This is a genomic window from Rhizobacter sp. J219, assembly GCF_024700055.1.
Lineage (GTDB): Bacteria > Pseudomonadota > Gammaproteobacteria > Burkholderiales > Burkholderiaceae_C > Rhizobacter.
In genome coordinates this window covers 3,655,443-3,672,835 of the sequence record NZ_JAJOND010000001.1, presented here as the reverse complement: position 1 = coordinate 3,672,835, position 17,393 = coordinate 3,655,443, and the positions used below count along the sequence as shown (strand labels likewise).

At 68.2% G+C, this 17,393-nt stretch carries 16 protein-coding genes and 2 pseudogenes; 4 read left to right on the top strand and 14 right to left on the bottom strand.

The features are described 5' to 3' along the window. Nucleotides 1–22: 22 nt before the first annotated feature. Entirely contained in the window at nucleotides 23–1,183 is a 1,161-nt protein-coding gene (locus tag LRS03_RS17350; RefSeq protein WP_257827010.1) for a hypothetical protein, read from the bottom strand. A 317-nt stretch (nucleotides 1,184–1,500) separates the two neighbouring features. Here LRS03_RS17350 and LRS03_RS17345 point away from each other — a divergent pair, with 317 nt between their 5' ends. Next, nucleotides 1,501–2,136, top strand: coding sequence for a hypothetical protein (locus tag LRS03_RS17345; RefSeq protein ID WP_257827007.1), 636 nt, complete (start codon nucleotides 1,501–1,503; stop codon nucleotides 2,134–2,136). Between the two features lie 79 nt (nucleotides 2,137–2,215). Here LRS03_RS17345 and LRS03_RS17340 read toward each other — a convergent pair whose 3' ends face one another. From LRS03_RS17340 to LRS03_RS17330, 3 genes and pseudogenes are all read right to left on the bottom strand, one after another. Then, the gene (locus tag LRS03_RS17340; RefSeq protein ID WP_257827006.1) at nucleotides 2,216–2,863 is read right to left on the bottom strand and encodes a type 1 glutamine amidotransferase family protein; all 648 of its coding nucleotides are present in this window, start codon (nucleotides 2,861–2,863) and stop codon (nucleotides 2,216–2,218) included. 4 nt (nucleotides 2,864–2,867) lie between these two features. Continuing rightward, nucleotides 2,868–3,380 carry a Dps family protein gene (locus tag LRS03_RS17335; RefSeq protein ID WP_257827004.1) on the bottom strand — a complete coding sequence of 171 codons (513 nt, stop codon included), beginning with the start codon at nucleotides 3,378–3,380 and terminating at the stop codon, nucleotides 2,868–2,870. 30 nt (nucleotides 3,381–3,410) lie between these two features. Then, a pseudogene (locus tag LRS03_RS17330) lies at nucleotides 3,411–4,330 on the bottom strand (LysR substrate-binding domain-containing protein). 142 nt (nucleotides 4,331–4,472) lie between these two features. Between LRS03_RS17330 and LRS03_RS17325 the strand changes: the two are divergent. Beyond that, nucleotides 4,473–5,021: a hypothetical protein gene (locus LRS03_RS17325; RefSeq protein ID WP_257827002.1), complete on the top strand. Its 549-nt coding sequence runs from the start codon at nucleotides 4,473–4,475 to the stop codon at nucleotides 5,019–5,021. A gap of 18 nt (nucleotides 5,022–5,039) precedes the next feature. Here LRS03_RS17325 and LRS03_RS17320 read toward each other — a convergent pair whose 3' ends face one another. Both LRS03_RS17320 and recG read right to left on the bottom strand, forming a co-directional pair. Continuing rightward, complete coding sequence (locus tag LRS03_RS17320; RefSeq protein WP_257827000.1) at nucleotides 5,040–6,266, bottom strand: Yip1 family protein; 1,227 nt, start codon at nucleotides 6,264–6,266, stop codon at nucleotides 5,040–5,042. 101 nt (nucleotides 6,267–6,367) lie between these two features. Further along, nucleotides 6,368–8,422: an ATP-dependent DNA helicase RecG gene (recG, locus tag LRS03_RS17315; RefSeq protein WP_257826998.1), complete on the bottom strand. Its 2,055-nt coding sequence runs from the start codon at nucleotides 8,420–8,422 to the stop codon at nucleotides 6,368–6,370. An 18-nt stretch (nucleotides 8,423–8,440) separates the two neighbouring features. Between recG and queA the strand changes: the two genes are divergently transcribed. Beyond that, on the top strand, nucleotides 8,441–9,502 hold the full coding sequence (gene queA, locus LRS03_RS17310) for a tRNA preQ1(34) S-adenosylmethionine ribosyltransferase-isomerase QueA (RefSeq protein WP_257826996.1): 1,062 nt from the start codon (nucleotides 8,441–8,443) through the stop codon (nucleotides 9,500–9,502). Nucleotides 9,503–9,530: 28 nt separating this feature from the next. Then, nucleotides 9,531–10,661: a tRNA guanosine(34) transglycosylase Tgt gene (tgt, locus tag LRS03_RS17305; RefSeq protein ID WP_257826995.1), complete on the top strand. Its 1,131-nt coding sequence runs from the start codon at nucleotides 9,531–9,533 to the stop codon at nucleotides 10,659–10,661. Here the strand turns inward: tgt and LRS03_RS17300 are convergent. From LRS03_RS17300 to LRS03_RS17270, 8 genes and pseudogenes are all read right to left on the bottom strand, one after another. After that, nucleotides 10,658–11,473, bottom strand: coding sequence for a crotonase/enoyl-CoA hydratase family protein (locus tag LRS03_RS17300; RefSeq protein WP_257826994.1), 816 nt, complete (start codon nucleotides 11,471–11,473; stop codon nucleotides 10,658–10,660). The genes tgt and LRS03_RS17300 overlap by 4 nt on opposite strands. Nucleotides 11,474–11,553: 80 nt before the next feature. Continuing rightward, entirely contained in the window at nucleotides 11,554–12,897 is a 1,344-nt protein-coding gene (gene argG / locus LRS03_RS17295; RefSeq protein ID WP_257826992.1) for an argininosuccinate synthase, read from the bottom strand. Nucleotides 12,898–12,933: 36 nt separating this feature from the next. Further along, nucleotides 12,934–13,590, bottom strand: a complete 657-nt coding sequence (locus LRS03_RS27075; RefSeq protein ID WP_489739929.1) for a 1-acyl-sn-glycerol-3-phosphate acyltransferase — start codon at nucleotides 13,588–13,590, stop codon at nucleotides 12,934–12,936. Beyond that, nucleotides 13,591–14,826 (bottom strand): annotated as a pseudogene (locus LRS03_RS27070) (MFS transporter); the annotation flags it as partial. It lies immediately after the preceding gene. A gap of 51 nt (nucleotides 14,827–14,877) precedes the next feature. Beyond that, the gene (locus LRS03_RS17285; RefSeq protein ID WP_257826991.1) at nucleotides 14,878–15,570 is read right to left on the bottom strand and encodes a hypothetical protein; all 693 of its coding nucleotides are present in this window, start codon (nucleotides 15,568–15,570) and stop codon (nucleotides 14,878–14,880) included. Between the two features lie 31 nt (nucleotides 15,571–15,601). Continuing rightward, on the bottom strand, nucleotides 15,602–16,405 hold the full coding sequence (locus tag LRS03_RS17280) for a DUF2145 domain-containing protein (RefSeq protein WP_257826989.1): 804 nt from the start codon (nucleotides 16,403–16,405) through the stop codon (nucleotides 15,602–15,604). Next, complete coding sequence (locus tag LRS03_RS17275) at nucleotides 16,402–16,812, bottom strand: hypothetical protein (RefSeq protein WP_257826987.1); 411 nt, start codon at nucleotides 16,810–16,812, stop codon at nucleotides 16,402–16,404. Before LRS03_RS17275 ends, LRS03_RS17280 begins: the two co-directional genes overlap by 4 nt. Before the next feature lie 11 nt (nucleotides 16,813–16,823). Continuing rightward, nucleotides 16,824–17,282, bottom strand: coding sequence for a YiaA/YiaB family inner membrane protein (locus tag LRS03_RS17270; protein WP_257829588.1), 459 nt, complete (start codon nucleotides 17,280–17,282; stop codon nucleotides 16,824–16,826). Nucleotides 17,283–17,393 lie beyond the last annotated feature (111 nt).

Sequence of the window (17,393 nt, the reverse complement as noted above, 5' to 3'; positions counted from 1 at the left end):
GCGACGGCAGCCCGCACGCCGCTCAGTGCGTGCGGAACGAGCCCGTTGTCGTGCGCCGCGCGGGCTCTGGTGCCGCTTCGCGCAACACGGGCTGCGGGCCGGCGCCGAGGGCGATCGACGGCATGCCCAGGGCACGCCGCATCTCGGCGAGCGACTTCTCCTGCGCCGCGCTGATCGATGCACGCTGCGCATCCAGCCTGAGCGACTCCGCAAGCGTCAACGAGCGTGTCTGCGCCAGGCGCTCGGCGAGGAAACTCTGCCACGCGGTGGCCTGCGGCAGCAGCTGCTCCAGCACCGCGTTCTGACGCTTGAGTGCCGGCTCGCGAAGTTCGGCCGCAAGCGTCGTGAAGCGGTGGGTGCAAGGGCAGGTGATCGCGTTCAGCTGGCTGACGAGGAAGTTCTTGCGATCGGGCAGGAAGACGTCATGCAGCGCCGGCGAGATCGCATGACCCTGGTTGCTGGCAAAGGCCGGGGTCGAAAGTTCGGTCAGTGGCGCCGGCATGGTCTCCACATGCACGAAGTTGCCGAGCGAGTTGGGCCAGGTGGTGACGGTGGCGCCGGTGGGCGTGAGCGCCGGGCCGATGGCGTTGGGCGTGCGCAGCGCGAAGTTGTCGGGCTGGTGGCAGCCGGCGCAGCTCTGCGCGGTCGCGCGCTTCAGCAGTTGGGTGGCCGTGAGGCCATGCACGGCAGCACCCGACTGCAGTCCGGTGCGGAAGGTGTTGACCATCCCGGTGGCGGCATTGAACTGCGTCAGGTACTGGTCGTGCCACACGTCGAACGGTGCTTGCGACGACGGCGTGGCGAGGAAGGGCGAGGCCGGTGCCTGCGAAAAGCTCTGCGGTGCGTTGTGTGTCGGTGAGACGGAATAGCCGATGCGCATCAGCGTCGGGTCGCCGAGCGATGCGGTCTGCGCCAGGGTGTTGTTCTGGAAGGCGAGCGCCGCCGGGCTCAAGGGGTTGGCCGGCGTGTTGGCGATGTCTTCGTTCCACAGCGTGCCCCAGGGGTTGACCTTGACCGGGATCGGCACGAGCTCGAACTTGCACGGCGTGCTGCTGCAGTTGAGCGCGGTCTTGAATTCCTTCAGCATCCAGCGCGAGGTCGTCCCGAACTGGTTGGTGCGGATCTGCCCGCTGCCCGAGCCGCCGTAGGCGCCGGTGGCGCCCTTGCTGCTGTAGTGGTCCACATGCACCACCGGCCGGAAGCCGGGCAGTCCGGTGTAGAAGAACTCTTCGAGCTTGGCCGCGCGGTCGGTCGCCGAGCTTCATGGCCGACAGCGACTTCCACATCTGCATCACCGGCTTGCAGCCGCTGCGGCAACCCGGCGTGGGGTTGGGCAGCACGCCTTCGAAGATGACGAGGTTGCGGGCGCCGGGCAGGGCCAGGATCTCACCGTAGACGATGCGGTACTCGCCGCAGTTGCGCCAGCCTTCGTGCGCGAGGTCGAGGCGGTTGACGAGCGCGAGCGGCACGAAGCCGCTGAAGGTGTCGAAGGACCCGTTCATGCGGGCGTTGATCTGCGCGTCGGTGCCGACGGCCAGGCGGCCCTCTTCCGACGAATTGCGCGGCCGGCAGGCGTGGGGCAGGCCGTTGAGCGTGCCGCCGGCATCGCTGCAGCGTGGGCCGCTGGTGATGGCCTGGGCGGCCGGGTTCTGCGTGTCCCAGAACTGCCGGAAGAGCGATGCGCCCGTGGTGCCTGGCACCGAGGCCACCACCTGCGAGGCCAGCTGGTCCATCGTGCGCTTGAGCGAGAAGTCGCGTGCCGTCAGCGTCGACAGGTCGTGGACCATCAGCGAGCGGTGCGGGTCGATGTCGGCCGGGGAGGTGGGCGGCGAGGGCAGGCACACCCGGGACGTGAAGTCGCGGTCGAGCAGGTCGAGCTTGTCGACGATGTTGAAGCGCAGCACGTTGTCGCGCTGGACCGGGGTGAGCCTCGGGTCGCTTGGGCTCACACCGGTCAGCTCGGTGGGCAAGGGCGTGAAGCTTTGCGGTTGCTTGATCACCTGGGCCTGCGCCACGGTGAGGGTGATGACCGACAGCAAGCCGGTCAGCGAACGGGTGAAGGTTGTCATGGAGTCTCCCTGTGGCTGGTTCCGTGCACGCACGCCGATCGCGGCAGCGCACGGAGGATCAGTCTAGGAAGTTCCTAACCCGCAATGCTCATGTGATCTAGGGGGATCACGCGGTTCTAGGGGGAGTGCGTGTTCTAGGGGGGTCGCTAGGGGCCGTCGGGGCGCAGGGGAGCCGGGACGAAGGGTTGCACCACGCTCAGCAGCTTCTGCACGTAGGCCTCTTTCTCGCCGACCGGTGCCACGTAGTGCAGTGCCTGTTCGGTGGCCTGCACACCGGCGCGCAACAGCATGACCCAGGTGGCGAGGTATTGCGAGGCCATGCAGCCGCCTGCCGTTGCGACCGGACCGCGGGCGTGGAAGGGCTCGTCGACCACGCGCACACCTGCCTGCACGACCCAGGGCTTGGTGGTGCTGTCGGTGCAGGCGGGCATGTTGCCGATCAGGCCCAGGCGGGCGAGCAGCAGCGTGCCCGAGCACTGCGCGCCGATCAGCTGGCGCAGCGGGTCGAGCGTGAGGCGGTCCATCAGCGCCGCGTTCTCGGCGATGGCCCGCGTGTAGATGCCGCTGCCGAAGAGCACCACCTCGGCCTCGTTGGCGAATTCCAGCGGCTGCTGCACGTCGACGGTCACGCCGTTCATCGAGGTGAGCTTGAGCCCGGGGCCGGTGATCTCGGCGTTGACGCCGTGGGGCCGCAGGCGGTTGAGCAGGCCGAGCGCGATGAACGAGTCGAGCTCGTTGAAGCCATCGAAGGTGACGATGGCCACCCGGGTGGTCACGGGTATCGGCGCGGCCATGCGGTCATTCCTCCAGCAGGCTGCGCAGCATCCACGCCGTCTGCTCGTGCACCGTGAGGCGCTGCGTCAGCAGGTCGGCGGTCGGCTCGTCGCCGGCCTTGTCGGCGAGCGGGAAGATGCTGCGCGCCGTGCGCGCCACCGCCTCATGGCCGGTGACGAGGATGCGCACCATGTCGAGTGCCTTGGGCGGCGTGGCCGGCGCGTCCTTGATGGAGGCGAGCGCGCCGAACTGGCCATACGAGCCGGGCGCCGCATGGCCGAGCGATCGGATGCGCTCGGCGATCGGATCGACCGCGTTCCACAGCTCGGTGTACTGCGTCATGAACATCGCATGCAGCGTGTTGAACATCGGCCCCGTCACGTTCCAGTGGAAGTTGTGCGTGGTGAGGTAGAGCGTGTAGGTGTCGGCCAGCAGCTTCGAGAGGCCGTCGGCGATGGCCTTGCGGTCCTTCTCGCTGATGCCGATGTTGATCTGCGGGGCGGAGGTCGTCGCGGGAGTCTTGCTCTTCTTGGCCATGGTGGTGGGCGGTGTGGTGGAAGGAGGAGGTCAGGACACGCGCTGTACGCCTTCGAGCGGGCACGCGTAGATGGCATTGCGCAACGCGGCGATGGCCTCGTAGCGCGTGAAGGTGCGCCGCCACGCGAGCACCACGCGGCGCGTGGGCACCGGCTCGCTGAAGGGCACGTAGTGCACATGCGGCTGCGGATCTTTCGGCACCGAGAGCTGCGGCACCACCGTCACGCCCATGCCCGAGGCCACCATGTACTTGATGGTCTCCAGCGACGAACCTTCGAAGCTCTTGCGGATGCCTTCGGCGTTGCTGGAAAAACGCGCGTACTCGGGGCAGACCTCGAGCACGTGGTCGCGGAAGCAGTGGCCCGTGCCGAGCAGCAGCATCGTCTCCTTCTTCAGCTCTTCGGCGGCGATCTGCTTGCGCTTGGCGAGCGGGTGGCTCACCGGCACCGCCACCATGAACGGCTCGTCGTAGAGCGGGGCCACCGCAAGGCCGGTGTCGGGGAAGGGCTCGGCGATGATGGCGCAGTCGAGTTCACCGGTGCGCAGCATGTCGAGTAGCTTGACGGTGAAGTTCTCCTGCAGCACCAGCGGCATCTGCGGCACCCGTTCGATGGCGGCCTTCACCAGGTCGGGCAGGAGGTAGGGCCCGATGGTGTAGATCACGCCCAGTCGCAGCGGGCCGGAGACCGGGTCCTTGCCGCGTTTGGCGATCTCCTTGATGCTCGCGGCCTGCTCGATGACCGACTGCGCCTGGCGCACGATCTCTTCGCCGAGCGGGGTCACGCTCACCTCGTTGGCCCCGCGCTCGAAGAGTTTCACGTCGGCTCTTCTTCCAGCTTCTTGATGGCCACGCTGAGCGTCGGCTGCGAGACGAAGCAGGCCTCGGCCGCGCGGCCGAAGTGCTTTTCCCTGGCGACGGCCACGATGTAGCGCAATTCGGTAAGGGTCATGGTGCGCAGGATAACGGAGCGGGTGTGCCGCGTCATGCGCCCCTTGGCATCGCCATGCGATACCCGATGACTTCGCGCTTGAGGGGCGGGAGCGCATCGCGGATTCTCCCGCCGCGGCATGTGCCGCGCCTCGAAAAACCGTATGAGTCAACCGCGCTTTCTCGTTTCTGCCACCGTGGCCGCCCTGGCGGCGGCCACCTTGTCGGCCTGCTACGTGGTGCCGATCGACCCGCGCACCGGCCAGCCCTACCCGACGCCGCGTGACCCCTCGCAGCCCACGAGCGTGGCCATCGTCACCCCGCCGGCCTCACCCGCGCCGCCCCAGCCCACGGTGCTGAGTGCACGCCTCTACCCGCTCAACCCGCAGGCCAACAAGGGCGGCATGCTGACCGCCGTGGTGGTCGACAACAACACCGGCCGCGGCACCTTCACCCTGAGCTACCAGGGCGATGCGCTGCAGGGAGAAGCCTCGCGGGTGGAATCGGGCTACGCCGCCTTCGGGCGGGTGCACAACGAGGTGCTGGGCGCCAACCCGCAGCGCAGCTTCAGCGGCCGCCGCGGCATCGCCAACGCCTACGGCGCCAAGGGCGTCAACGTGCAGTGCGAGTACCTGATCACCGGCCCCACGATGGGCACCGGCGCCTGCCTGTTCTCCGATGGCGCGAAATACCAGATGCACTTCGGCGGCTGAACGCCACCGTCGGGAACCTCAGGACTTGGCCGGCCGTTTCATGCCTTCGAGCTTGGCCAGGTCCAGCCCCTCGACGATGGACTTGAGCGTGGCCGCGTCGACCTTGCGGCCCTCGGCCTCGACCACCACGCCATTGGCCAGCAGCACCGTCACTTCGCCCTGGCTGCCGTCCTTGCGGTGCTTCTCGCGCACCGTGCGGCTGCCCTGCTTGTAGACACGCTCGATCGCGGTGTCGGTTTCCTTGTCGAGCGTCGTGCCGGCCCAGCCGGCCAGCGCGGCGATGCCGGCCATGCCGCCCAGGTCGGTGATGCTCAGCTGCACACGCTGGCCGCCGTCGACATACCGCGCCTTGGCCGAAGAACCCGCCACCCCCATCGCCTGGTTGCTCTGGGCTTCGATCGAGTCGCGGCGCAGGCTGCCCAGGCTCTCGGGCAGCAGGGCCTTCAGCTCTTGTGGCGGCAGTGCTTCGCCGGTGGCACCGGCCATCGCGCCCACCATCTCCGACATCGCCTTGCCGGCCGCGGCGCTGTCCCCCGACTTCTGCGCCGCTTCCATGCGCTTGCCGGCCTCTTCCATGCGTTTGGCCATCTCGTCGAGCTTGGTGGTGTCGAGCGTCACCTCACCCTTGGGTGTGGTGATCGTCACGTCGCGCTCTGCGTGCATGCGGCCGAAGCCGCGCGAGGGCGTCACCGCGGCCGACACCGCGCCGATCACGATGCCGGCGACGATGCCGCAGACCACCACCACTGCGGTGTAGGCGGCGGCCTTCTCGGGCGGGCACTTCATCAGCACCGGCAGCCCGGTGTAGACGAGGTAGATCGAATACAGCGCCGCCAGCAGCCCCAGCACCGACAGCGACGGGATCAGACCGAAGATGCCGCCGACGAAACTCGCCGTCGCCCCATAGGCCACAAGCTTGAGGGCGTTGAGCTGGTTCTTCTGTCCCTTGAAGCTCGGTGCGAGCGCGTCGACGATCAGCGCCACCACGAACACCATCACCAGCGAGAGTGCGTAGCTCACCACCATGTTCGTGAGGCCCGACACGACGGGGATGCGGATGTGCATGCCGAAGCCGCCCACGCCGATGAGCGTCATGCCGATGAAGCCGGCCAGCGCCGGAATGGCCGCGAGGATCAGCACGTAGCGGGTGTAGATCGAGGCCACGTCGCCCGGCTCCTGCTCGATGGCGGGCCAGGTGGTGGTGGGGCGCAGCAGGATGTCCTGCACACGTTGGACGAGGTTCATGCGGTCACTCCGAAGCGCGCAAGGTCGGCGCGAGCGGAAATCTAGTCTCAGCACGGCGGCTTGCCTAAGGACCAACGTCACATGGCCCGGGGCGTGAGGTCTCAGGCCTTCAGATACTCGGCCTTGCTGCCCAGCCAGCGGGCCACGTGCTGACGTGCACTCTGCGGCTGGCTCGCCAGCCAGCGTTCGGCGGCGGCACGGGCGGCCGGCACCAGGTGCGCGTCTTCGTTGAGATCGGCAAAACGCAGCAGCGGCGCACCCGACTGCCGGGCGCCGAGGAACTCACCCGGCCCGCGGATCTCGAGGTCGCGGCGCGCGATCTCGAAGCCGTCCTGCGTCTCGGCCATGGCCTTCAGGCGCGACTTGCCGGTGTCGGACAAGGGCGAGGTGTAGAGCAGCACGCACACGCTCGCGATCGAGCCGCGGCCTACGCGACCGCGCAGCTGGTGCAGTTGCGAGAGGCCGAAGCGTTCGGCGTGCTCGATCACCATCAGGCTCGCGTTGGGCACGTCGACGCCGACCTCGATCACGGTCGTGCTGACCAGCACCTGCATCGTGCCCGCCTTGAACTGGTCCATCACCGCCGCCTTGTCGGCGGCCGGCATGCGGCCGTGCAGCAGGCCGACGGTGAGGCCTTCGAGCGCGGCGCTCAGCTGCTCGTGGGTGGCGGTGGCGTTTTGCAGGTCCAGCTTCTCGCTCTCTTCGATCAGCGGGCACACCCAGTAGACCTGCTTGCCGCGGGCTGCTTCCTCGGCGATGGTGTGGATGACGTTCTCTCGCTTCGCATCGCTGAACACCTTGGTGACGATGGGCGTGCGGCCCGGTGGCAGCTCGTCGATGGTGCTGATGTCGAGGTCGGCGAAGAGCGTCATCGCGAGCGTGCGCGGGATGGGCGTGGCACTCATCATCAAGAGGTGCGGCTCCAGGGATTGCGCCTGCAGCTTTTCTCTCAGCGCGAGACGCTGCGCCACGCCGAAGCGGTGCTGCTCGTCGATGATCGCGAGACCGAGCTTCGCGAACTGCACCTCGTCCTGGATGACGGCGTGCGTGCCCACCACCAGCTGCGCCTCGCCCGAGGCCACGCGCGCCAGCATCTCGCGGCGCGCCTTGCCCTTGCGGCTGCCGGTCAGCCAGGCGGTCTGGATGCCCAGCGGCTCCAGCCACTGCACGAGCTTGCGGAAATGCTGCTCGGCGAGGATCTCGGTCGGCGCCATCAGCGCGCACTGCCAGCCGTTGTGCATCGCGATCGCGGCGGCCAGCGCGGCCACCACCGTTTTGCCCGAGCCCACGTCGCCTTGCAGTAGGCGGTGCATCGGGATCTCACGCTGCAGGTCCTGCGCGATCTCTTCGACCACGCGGTGCTGCGCGGCCGTCAGCGCGAAGGGCAGGGCGGCCAGCAGCCGCTCCTGCAAGCCATCGCGGGCCACCGCGAAGTGCGGCGCACGTTGCTGCGCCCGCTCGTTCTTCGCTTCGAGCTGCGAGATCTGCTGGGCCAGCAGCTCCTCGAACTTCAGCCGTTGCCATGCGGGGTGCGTCTTGTCTTCCAGCGTGGCCAGGCTCACGTCGGGCGCCGGGTGGTGCAGGAAGCTCAGTGCCTCCTTCAGCGCCCAGCTGCCGCGCGGCAGCATCGCAGGCGGCACCAGCTCCGACAGGTCGGCCCGTTTCAGGCCCGAGGCCACCGCCTTGCGCAGATACGCCTGCGGCAGCGTGGCACTCGTCGGATAGACCGGCGTCAGCGCGGTGGCCAGCGGCGTGTCCTCGTCCACGCCCTTGAAGCTCGGGTGCACCATCTCCAGGCCGAAGAAGCCGCCGCGCGCTTCGCCGCGCACGCGCACGCGCTGGCCGGCGGCGAGTGTCTTCTGGTGGTTGGGGTAGAAATTGAGGAAGCGCAGCACGAGTTCGTCGTCGCCGTCGCTCAAGCGCACCACCAGCTGCCGCCGCGGGCGGAACTGGATCTGGCAATCGGTGACCACGCCCTCCACCTGCGCGGTCAGGCCATCGCGCAATGCGGCGATCGGGGTGATCTTCGTCTCGTCTTCGTAGCGCAGCGGCAGGTGTAGCGCGAGGTCGATGTCTCGCACCAGTCCCAGCTTTTCCATCGCCTTCTGCGGCGCGGACTTCTCCTGGCGCGCGGGCGGGGTGGTGGCGAGGGGCATGGGACAATTTTGCGGCATATGTCCAGCGCCTCCGGTCCCTTCCGCCTCTCCGATTTCGACTTCGAGCTGCCACCCGAGCTGATCGCGCAGCACCCTGCCGCCGAGCGCAGTGGGTCGCGCCTGCTCGACGGCACGCACACGCCGCCCGTGGACCGCATCTTTCGTGAGTTGCCGAGCCTCCTGCGCCCCGGCGACCTGCTCGTCTTCAACGACACCCGCGTCATCAAGGCGCGCCTGCTCGGGGCCAAGTCGACGGGGGGTGCGGTCGAGGCCCTGGTCGAGCGTGTCTTGCCGAACCACGAGGTGCTCGTGCACCTGCGCGCGAGCAAGTCGCCGAAGGCGGGTGCGGTCGTGCGTTTCGCGAGCGGCGACGGCTCGAGCCACTTCGAGGCCGAGATGCTCGGCCGCGGCGGGCCGGAGGATTCGCTCTTCCACCTGCGTTTTCCCTCCGAGCCCTTTGCACTGATCGAGCGCCATGGCCACGTGCCGCTGCCGCCCTACATCACGCATGCCGACGATGCGGAAGACGAGCGCCGCTACCAGACGGTGTTTGCTGCCAAGCCCGGGGCCGCCGCCGCACCGACCGCCGCGCTGCATTTCGACGAAGGCGTGCTGGCCGCGCTGCGCGAGCGGGGTGTCGGCAGCGCCAGCGTCACGCTGCATGTGGGGGCCGGCACCTTCCAGCCGGTGCGCACCGACAACATCGCCGAGCACAAGATGCACAGCGAATGGTTCGAGGTGCCGCAAGCGACGGTCGACGCGATCGCTGCGACGAAAGCCGCCGGCGGCCGTGTCGTCTCGGTCGGCACCACCACCTTGCGCGCACTCGAATCCGCCGCGCTCGGCGGCACACTGCAAGCCGGCAGCCGCGACACCGACATCTTCATCACCCCGGGCTTCGACTTCCGCGTGGTCGACGTGCTGGTCACCAACTTCCACCTGCCCAAGAGCACGCTCCTGATGCTGGTCAGTGCCTTCGCCGGGTACGAGCCGGTGATGGCGCTGTACCGGCATGCGGTCGCGCAGCGCTATCGCTTCTTCAGCTACGGCGACGCGATGCTGCTGGAACGCACGCCCTGAGGAAGTCCGGCTGAGACAATCGCCGCCTATGCTGCAGTTCGACCTCCTCAAGACCGAAGGCCTCGCCCGTCGTGGCCGCCTCACCCTCAACCACGGCGTCGTCGAGACGCCGGTCTTCATGCCCGTGGGCACCTACGGTACGGTAAAGGGCGTGATGCCCTCGTCGCTGGAAGAGATGGGCGCGCAGATCATCCTCGGCAACACCTTCCACCTGTGGCTGCGGCCGGGGCTCGACATCCTCAAGCAGTTCGGCGGCCTGCATCGCTTCGAGGCGTGGAACAAGCCCATCCTCACCGACAGCGGCGGCTTCCAGGTGTGGAGCCTGGGCGAGATGCGCAAGATCTCGGAAGAGGGCGTGAAGTTCGCATCACCCGTCAACGGCGACAAGCTCTTCCTCACGCCCGAGGTGAGCATGCAGGTGCAGACGGTGCTCAACAGCGACATCGTCATGCAGTTCGACGAGTGCACGCCCTACGAGACCAAGGGCCACATCACCACCGAGAAGGAAGCGCGCATCTCGATGGAGCTGAGCCTGCGCTGGGCGCGGCGCTGCCTCACCGAATTCCAGAAGCTGCAAAACCCGAACGCCTTGTTCGGCATCGTGCAGGGCGGCATGTTCGAGCACCTGCGCGAAGAGTCGCTGAACGCGCTCGCCGAGCTGGACCTGCCTGGCTACGCCATCGGCGGCGTGAGCGTCGGCGAGCCCAAGGACGACATGCTGCGCATCATGGCGCACACGCCGCACCGGCTGCCGGCGCACAAGCCGCGCTACCTGATGGGCGTGGGCACGCCGGAAGACCTGGTGGATGGCGTGGCTTCGGGCGTGGACATGTTCGACTGCGTGATGCCCACCCGCAATGCACGCAACGGCCACCTCTTCACGCGCTTCGGCGACCTGCGTCTGCGCAACGCCCGCTACAAGACCGACGAGCGGCCGGTCGACGAAACCTGCTCGTGCCACTGCTGCAAGAACTTCAGCCGCGCCTACCTGCACCACCTCGACCGCTGCGGCGAGATGCTGGGGCCCATGCTCACCAGCATCCACAACCTGCACTACTACGTGAACCTCATGCGCGAGGTGCGCTCAGCGCTGGACGAAGGGCGCTTTGAGAGCTTCCGCGCGGCGTTCAAGGCGGACCGCTTGAGAGGCGTCTCCTAGCGGAACACCGGCGCGCGTTTCTCCAGGCCGGCGAGCGCCGCTTCGCGCTGGTTGGGGCTGCCGATCAGCGCCTTCTGTTCCATCGACTCGGCCATCAGCACCGCGCCGGCCTGCACCGGTGACGCACCGTTGAGCAGCCGTTTGCTGGCGCGGACCGAGTCGGGGCTCTGCGCTGCGATCTGGGCCGCGAGCGCGCGGGCCTCGGCGAGCGGGGCGTCGCTGACGCGCGTGGCGAGGCCGATCTGTTGGGCCTCCACACCCGAGACGACGCACCCGGTGTAGGTCAGCTCGCGCACGACGTCGGCGCGCATCAACTCGGTCATCAGCACGATGCCGGCCATGTCGGGCACCAGGCCCCACTTCACTTCCATCACCGCGAGCTTGGCCTCGGGGTGCACGAGTCGGATGTCGGCGCCGAGCGCGATCTGCAGGCCGCCACCGAAGGCCACGCCGTGCACGGCGGCGATCACCGGCACCGGCAGCTGGCGCCAGCCCCAGGCGACGTACTGCGCATCGTTGGCGAGGCCGCGGCTGCGCGTCAGCAGGTCCATGCCCAGCGTGCCGCTCGCCTGACCCTGGCCCATCTGCGCGAAGCGGCCCATGTCGAGGCCGGCGCAGAAGGCCTTGCCCTCGCCGTGAACCACGACCACGCGCACGCGTGCGTCGGCCTTGAGCTGTTCGATGCCGTCGTTGATCGCGCGGAACATCGCCGCGTCGATCGCGTTCATCTTGTCGGCGCGGGTCAGGGCCACCTCGGCCACGCCGCGATCGTCCACGCTGATGCGGACGCGGTCTTCGTTCGGCTTGCTCATCATCGTCTCCTGGTGCGGAACGACGATTCTTAAGCAAACGGCCCCAGAGGGGCCGTCGCAAGGGTGTCAGCGAAAGAAGATCAGGCCTTGGGTTTGTCGCCCGTCAACAGCGGCAGGCTGCCTTCGCTCTGGTCGCCCAGGAGGCCGGTGGCGCTGTAGATGCCGAGCTTCTGGCGGGTGTCGGCGATGTCGAGGTTGCGCATCGTGAGCTGTCCGATGCGGTCGATCGGCTGGAAGGCGCCTTCCACCTTTTCCATCGACAGCCGCTCCGGCGCGTAGGTGAGGTTGGGGCTCACCGTGTTCATGATGGAGTAGTCGTTGCCGCGGCGCAGCTCCAGCGTCACTTCGCCGGTGATCGCCTTGGCGATCCAGCGCTGCGCGCTCTCGCGCAGCATCATGGCCTGCGAGTCGAACCAGCGGCCCTGGTACAGCAGGCGGCCGAGCTTGCGGCCGTTGCTGCGGTACTGCTCGATGGTGTCTTCGTTGTGGATGCCGGTCACCAGGCGCTCGTAGGCGATGTGCAGCAGCGCCATGCCCGGGGCTTCGTAGATGCCACGGCTCTTGGCCTCGATGATGCGGTTCTCGATCTGGTCGCTCATGCCCAGGCCGTGGCGGCCGCCGACCTTGTTGGCCTCTTCGAACAAGGCCACGGCGCTGCCGAAACGCACGCCGTTGATCGCGACCGGGCGGCCTTCTTCGAAGGCGACCGAGACCCGCTCGGCCTTCACGACGACGTCATCCTTCCAGAAGGCCACGCCCATGATCGGGTTGACGATGTGCAGGCCTTTGTCGAGGAACTCCAGGTCTTTCGCCTCGTGCGTCGCGCCCAGCATGTTGGAGTCGGTCGAGTAGGCCTTCTCCACGCTCATCTTGTAGTCGAAGCCGTTGGCGATGAGGAATTCGCTCATCTCTTTGCGGCCACCGGTTTCGTCGATGAAGGTCTGGTCGAGCCAGGGCTTGTAGATGCGCAGGGCCGGGTTGGCGAGCAGGCCGTAGCGGTAGAAGCGCTCGATGTCGTTGCCCTTGTAGGTGCTGCCGTCGCCCCAGATGTGGACGTTGTCTTCCTTCATCGCCACCACGAGCGCGGTGCCGGTGACGGCGCGGCCGAGCGGGGTGGTGTTGAAGTAGGTCGCGCCGCCGGTGCTGATGTGGAAGGCGCCACTCTGGATGGCGGCGATGCCTTCGGCCACGAGCTGCGCGCGGCAGTCGACCAGGCGGGCGATGTCGGCGCCGTAAGCCTTCGCCTTGCGGGGGATGTCTTCGTAGTCGCTTTCGTCGGGCTGGCCGAGGTTGGCGGTGTAGGCGCAGGGCGTGGCGCCCTTCTTGCGCATCCAGTGCACGGCAGCGCTGGTGTCGAGGCCGCCCGAGAAGGCAATGCCGACACGTTCGCCGGCGGGGAGTTTCTGGAGGATGGTGGCGGCCACGGGGTACTCGCTGTTGGCTGGGGGAAGCCGGCGATTTTAGGCGGGGCGGGGTACGCCGGCCGGCACCCCGGGAAGAGGCTCGACCAGCAGCGCGGCGACCCGCTCCTTGAGCAGCGCCGGCGACACCTGGGCGGCCGGCAGGGCCGGGCCTGCGATCAGGCCCACGCGGCTCAGGAAGCCGCGGCGGAACGGCCGCGTCATCGCTGCGCCATCGACGCGCGAGAAGAACGAGCCCCAGAGGTTCTGCAGGGCCATCGGCACCACCGGCACCGGGTGCGTCTCGAGGATCTTCATGATGCCGCCCTTGAACTCGCCGAGCTGGCCGTCTTTCGTGATCGCACCCTCGGGGAAGATGCAGAGCAGGTCGCCGTTGTCGAGCACCTGGCGGGCGCGTGCGAAGGCCTGCTCGTAGGTGGCCGGGTCGTCCTTCTGCGACGCGATCGGGATCGCCTTCGCCAGCTTGAACAGGAAGCCCAGCACCGGGATCTGGAAGATGCGGTGGTCCATGATGAAGGCGATGGGGCGGGGGCTGGCGGCCATCAGCAGCACCGCGTCGACGAAGCTCACGTGGTTGCACACCAGGATCGCCGGGCCGTCGACCGGGATGTGCTCGTCGCCCTTCACGCGGAAGCGGTAGACGAGACGGGTGGCCAGGAAGGCGATGAAGCGCAGCAGGTACTCCGGCACCAGCATGAAGATGTAGAACGCCACCACCGCATTGAGCAGACCGACGATGAGGAACACCTGCGGGATGGTGAACTTGAGCGCCAGCAGCGCACCCACCATCACCGAACTCACGATCATGAAGAGCGCGTTGAGGATGTTGTTGGCCGCGATGATGCGGGCGCGGTGCGTGGGCTTGGAACGCAGCTGGATCAGCGCATACATCGGCACGCTGTAGATGCCGGCAAAGAGCGAGAGCAGCAGCAGGTCGGCCATCACGCGCCAGTGGGCGGTCTGCGCGAGGAAGGCGCTCACCGTCAGCGGCGCGCTGGGCGGCAGGCCGCGCGAGGCGAAGTAGAGGTCGATCGCGAAGACGCTCATGCCGATCGCGCCGAGCGGCACCAGGCCGATTTCCACATGGCGGCGCGACAGCATCTCGCACATCAGCGAGCCGATGCCGATGCCGATGGAAAACACGACGAGCAGCAGCGAGGCCACGTGCTCGTCGCCGTGCAGCACGTCCTTCGCGAACGAGGGGAACTGCGCGAGAAACACCGCGCCGAAGAACCACATCCACGAAATGCCCAGCAGCGAACGGAACACCGCCACGTTCTCGTGCGCGAGCTTCAGGTTGCGCCAGGTTTCGGTGAAGGGGTTCCAGTTGATCTTGAGCGTGGGGTCGGTGGCGGGTGTGGGCGGCACCGCCTGCGCCAGCACGCGCCCGAGCACCGCCAGCGCGAGGCACGACCACGCGATGTAGGTCGGCCCGACCTGCGGCACGGCCACCAGCAGCCCGCCCACCACGTTGCCCAGCAGGATGGCCACGAAGGTGCCCATCTCGACCATGCCATTGCCACCGGTCAGCTCGCGCTCGTTGAGGTGCTGCGGCAGGTAGGCGAACTTCACCGGCCCGAAAAGGGTGGAGTGGAGCCCCATCAGGAACACACACGCCAGGAGCACCGGGATGTTGACGCTCATGAAGCCCCAGGCCGCGATCGCCATCACGGCGATCTCGAACCACTTCACGAAGCGGATCATCTGCGTCTTGTCGTGCTTGTCGGTCAGCTGCCCGCTGGTGGCCGAAAACAGCAGGAAGGGCAGGATGAACAGTGCCCCGATCACCAGGCCGGCGAGCGAGGCCGGCAGCCAGCCCACCTGGATCTGGTAGGTGACCATCACCGTGAGCGCGAACTTGAAGAGGTTGTCGTTGCCGGCGCCAAGGAACTGCGTCCAGAAGAAGGGCGCGAAGCGGCGCTGCTGGAGCAGCGCGAACTGGTTGGGGTGGTCGTGGCTGCTCAAGTGGATCCCTCGTGATCGTTATTCGACTTGCGCTTCGAAGCCCGCCGGCAGGCGGTATTGCGCGCGTTTGGCGTCGTAGCTCAGCACGTGCGTGGCCGACACCGGCTCGCCGCGGAAATGGCCGAGGCTCGTGATGCGCAGCGGGTAGACGCTCGTGCCCTCGCGCGCCTCGACCTTCAGCCGCCGCGAGAAATCGCTGCACGCCGCCGGCGTGGCGTGCGCGCACTCGTGCGTGCCGATGTTGCGCACGGTCGAGGTGTAGTCGAGCGCGACCTGGAACCCGGCCTCGCGCGGGACGTACAGCCGCGTGCCCCCCAGCAGGTACCCCTGGCTCACCGAGGTTTCGGTGATCTCGAACCCGTAAAGGTTCGGGCCGAGCTGCAGCACGGCCACGTCGCCGGGCTGGCCCATCTGGCCGCTTTCCAGGCCCAGCGTCTGTGCGACCGGCTGCCAGCCTTCGGCGTCGCGCTTGAGCAGATGGAGGTCGATGCGGCCGGCGTCGTTGGTGGCGGACGCACGCGCACTGCGGGTGCACATCGCCAGCAGGCGGTGCGGCTCGCCGCGCAGCGTGACGTCTTTCGACGCGCAGGCTTCCTTCAGCCGGGCGGCGGTGGTGTCGGGAGGCGCTGGGCGGGCCATCAGCGCGGCGGCGCCGAGCACCAAGCCCGAGGCGGTGGCGGCGATGAATAGAGGGGAGCGGACAACGGACATGGGGGGCGATTGTGCAGGCGCCGGTGCCGCCTCAGCGTATGACTTGCACCGGGTTTCCGAGGCCGGTTCTGCCGAGCCAGGTGAACACCGAATCGACCGTGACCGTCTCGATGCGGTCACGGAAGCGCTTCTCGTCGGGGTGGTCGTCGAAGGCGACGTTGGCCGCCGTCACCCGCGCGCCGAGGCGCTTGAACGGCGACAGGCGCAGCGTGGTCGGCTGGTAGCCATGCAGCTGCAGCCAGGCCTGGGCGCGCTGGCGGGTGGCGGCGGCCGGGTCCATCGCCATCGCGAGGGTTTCGATGGCCCATTGGTTGGACTGCTGGTAACGCTGCGACCAGGGGTAGGCGACCATGTTGTAGCGCGGGCTGTGCAGCTGCGTGAGGCGCGCGTTGTCGTTCAGCAAGGGCAGCAGGCGGGCCTGCACGTCGGGGCGCAGCACCACCACGCCGGCCTGGTACTCGTGCAGGTCGTCGAGGAAGAACTCGCCGAGGCCCTGGCGGTAGACGGCGGCGTGCGCGGTGCCGCACTGGTTGAGCTTGTGCACGACCCGCCAGACGGCGCGTCCCTGCCCGCCTTCGCGCCAGCGATTCCCGTCGCGGTAGGCCAGGCCCAGGTGCGAGTAGCGCAGGCCGTATTCGCCCAGGTCCTGCCCGGCGCGGGCCAGCACCACCACCTGCGCGCCGCTGGCGTCGAGCGCGCGCGCGGCGTGTTCGGCCAGCACCATCGCACGCTCGATGTTGCGCGCCTCGGGCGGCTTGGGCTCGCAGGTGCGGCCGGCGTGGGCGAGGGTGGTGAATGCCGCCAGCAACAGGGCGGCAGACCATCTCCGGTTCATCGCGTCACCCGCTCGTTGTAGAGCAGCGCAGCGCCGATCTCGTTGGGGATGTAGGCGATGGCGCGGCCGGCGGCCGACAGCACCCAGCCGGCGCTGAAGGCGCTCACGGTCACGACCGTGCCGACGCCGATCGACAGGGCCGTTGCGCCTTGCGTGCTGAGCGTGACGCTGGCCCGTGCGCCGTCCGAGGCACGTTCCAGGATGCACACCACGCCAGCGGCCGAGGCCTCGACGGCGACGACGGTGAGCATCGCGCCGGCCGAGAGCAGCATGGCCGGCGCGGCGACCGACACCGCGATGGGCAACATCGACAAGGCACTCGCGTCCGACGCGTTGGGCGGGTGGGCCCGTGCGGGGGTCACCGCGAGCAGGGCCGAGAGCAACAGGGGCAGGGTGAGTCGTTTCATGGTCTTGCGCCTCATTCGGTGTCGCGTGCGCCGCGCATCGCCATTCCTTCGCGGCGGGCCTGGGCGATGAGCACCTCGTGCGCATCGCGCAGCGTCTTGGCCAGCGTGAACACGCTGGAGATCAGGAACAGCCAACACACGCCGAGATACGCCTTGTAGGTCGGGTTGATCTCCATGCGGTACAGGCCCCAGCCGGTGAGTGCCATCGCGAGCGCGAAGCCGCCCCAGACCACCATGCCCCACATCGGCGTGTCGACGCGCCGGCCTTCGTTGTCACGCACGTACTTGGCGAGCGCGAAGGCGGTCGACAGGCAGAACACGTAGCCCATCACCATGAACGCGCGGTCGAGGTCGGCGCCGGGCAGGTAGGCGAGGCCCGTGCCGCACAGCGTGGCGGCGATGCCGAACGAGACCCACACCTGGAGCTTCCAGGCCTTGGTGTCGGGGCGGGGGGCGGCGGGGGTGTGCATGAAATCCTCGGTGACGTTGAACACGGGGCGGATGATCTGCACCCGGCCGATCCGGTTCAAGCGTTCCAGGAGGGGTTGCGCGGCTCCGGCTGACTGGTATCGTTTGCCGAT

Coding starts and splice junctions, on each gene's coding strand:
- LRS03_RS17285 (WP_257826991.1), bottom strand. CDS start 15,570: ATGTCCGTTGTCCGCTCCCCTCTATTCATCGCCGCCACCGCCTCGGGC.
- LRS03_RS17325 (WP_257827002.1), top strand. CDS start 4,473: ATGAGTCAACCGCGCTTTCTCGTTTCTGCCACCGTGGCCGCCCTGGCG.
- queA (WP_257826996.1), top strand. CDS start 8,441: ATGTCCAGCGCCTCCGGTCCCTTCCGCCTCTCCGATTTCGACTTCGAG.
- LRS03_RS27075 (WP_489739929.1), bottom strand. CDS start 13,590: ATGCTGGTGCCGGAGTACCTGCTGCGCTTCATCGCCTTCCTGGCCACC.
- LRS03_RS17335 (WP_257827004.1), bottom strand. CDS start 3,380: ATGGCCAAGAAGAGCAAGACTCCCGCGACGACCTCCGCCCCGCAGATC.
- tgt (WP_257826995.1), top strand. CDS start 9,531: ATGCTGCAGTTCGACCTCCTCAAGACCGAAGGCCTCGCCCGTCGTGGC.
- LRS03_RS17275 (WP_257826987.1), bottom strand. CDS start 16,812: ATGAAACGACTCACCCTGCCCCTGTTGCTCTCGGCCCTGCTCGCGGTG.
- LRS03_RS17345 (WP_257827007.1), top strand. CDS start 1,501: ATGCGGGCGTTGATCTGCGCGTCGGTGCCGACGGCCAGGCGGCCCTCT.
- recG (WP_257826998.1), bottom strand. CDS start 8,422: ATGCCCCTCGCCACCACCCCGCCCGCGCGCCAGGAGAAGTCCGCGCCG.
- LRS03_RS17280 (WP_257826989.1), bottom strand. CDS start 16,405: ATGAACCGGAGATGGTCTGCCGCCCTGTTGCTGGCGGCATTCACCACC.
- LRS03_RS17340 (WP_257827006.1), bottom strand. CDS start 2,863: ATGGCCGCGCCGATACCCGTGACCACCCGGGTGGCCATCGTCACCTTC.
- LRS03_RS17320 (WP_257827000.1), bottom strand. CDS start 6,266: ATGAACCTCGTCCAACGTGTGCAGGACATCCTGCTGCGCCCCACCACC.
- LRS03_RS17300 (WP_257826994.1), bottom strand. CDS start 11,473: ATGAGCAAGCCGAACGAAGACCGCGTCCGCATCAGCGTGGACGATCGC.
- LRS03_RS17270 (WP_257829588.1), bottom strand. CDS start 17,282: ATGCACACCCCCGCCGCCCCCCGCCCCGACACCAAGGCCTGGAAGCTC.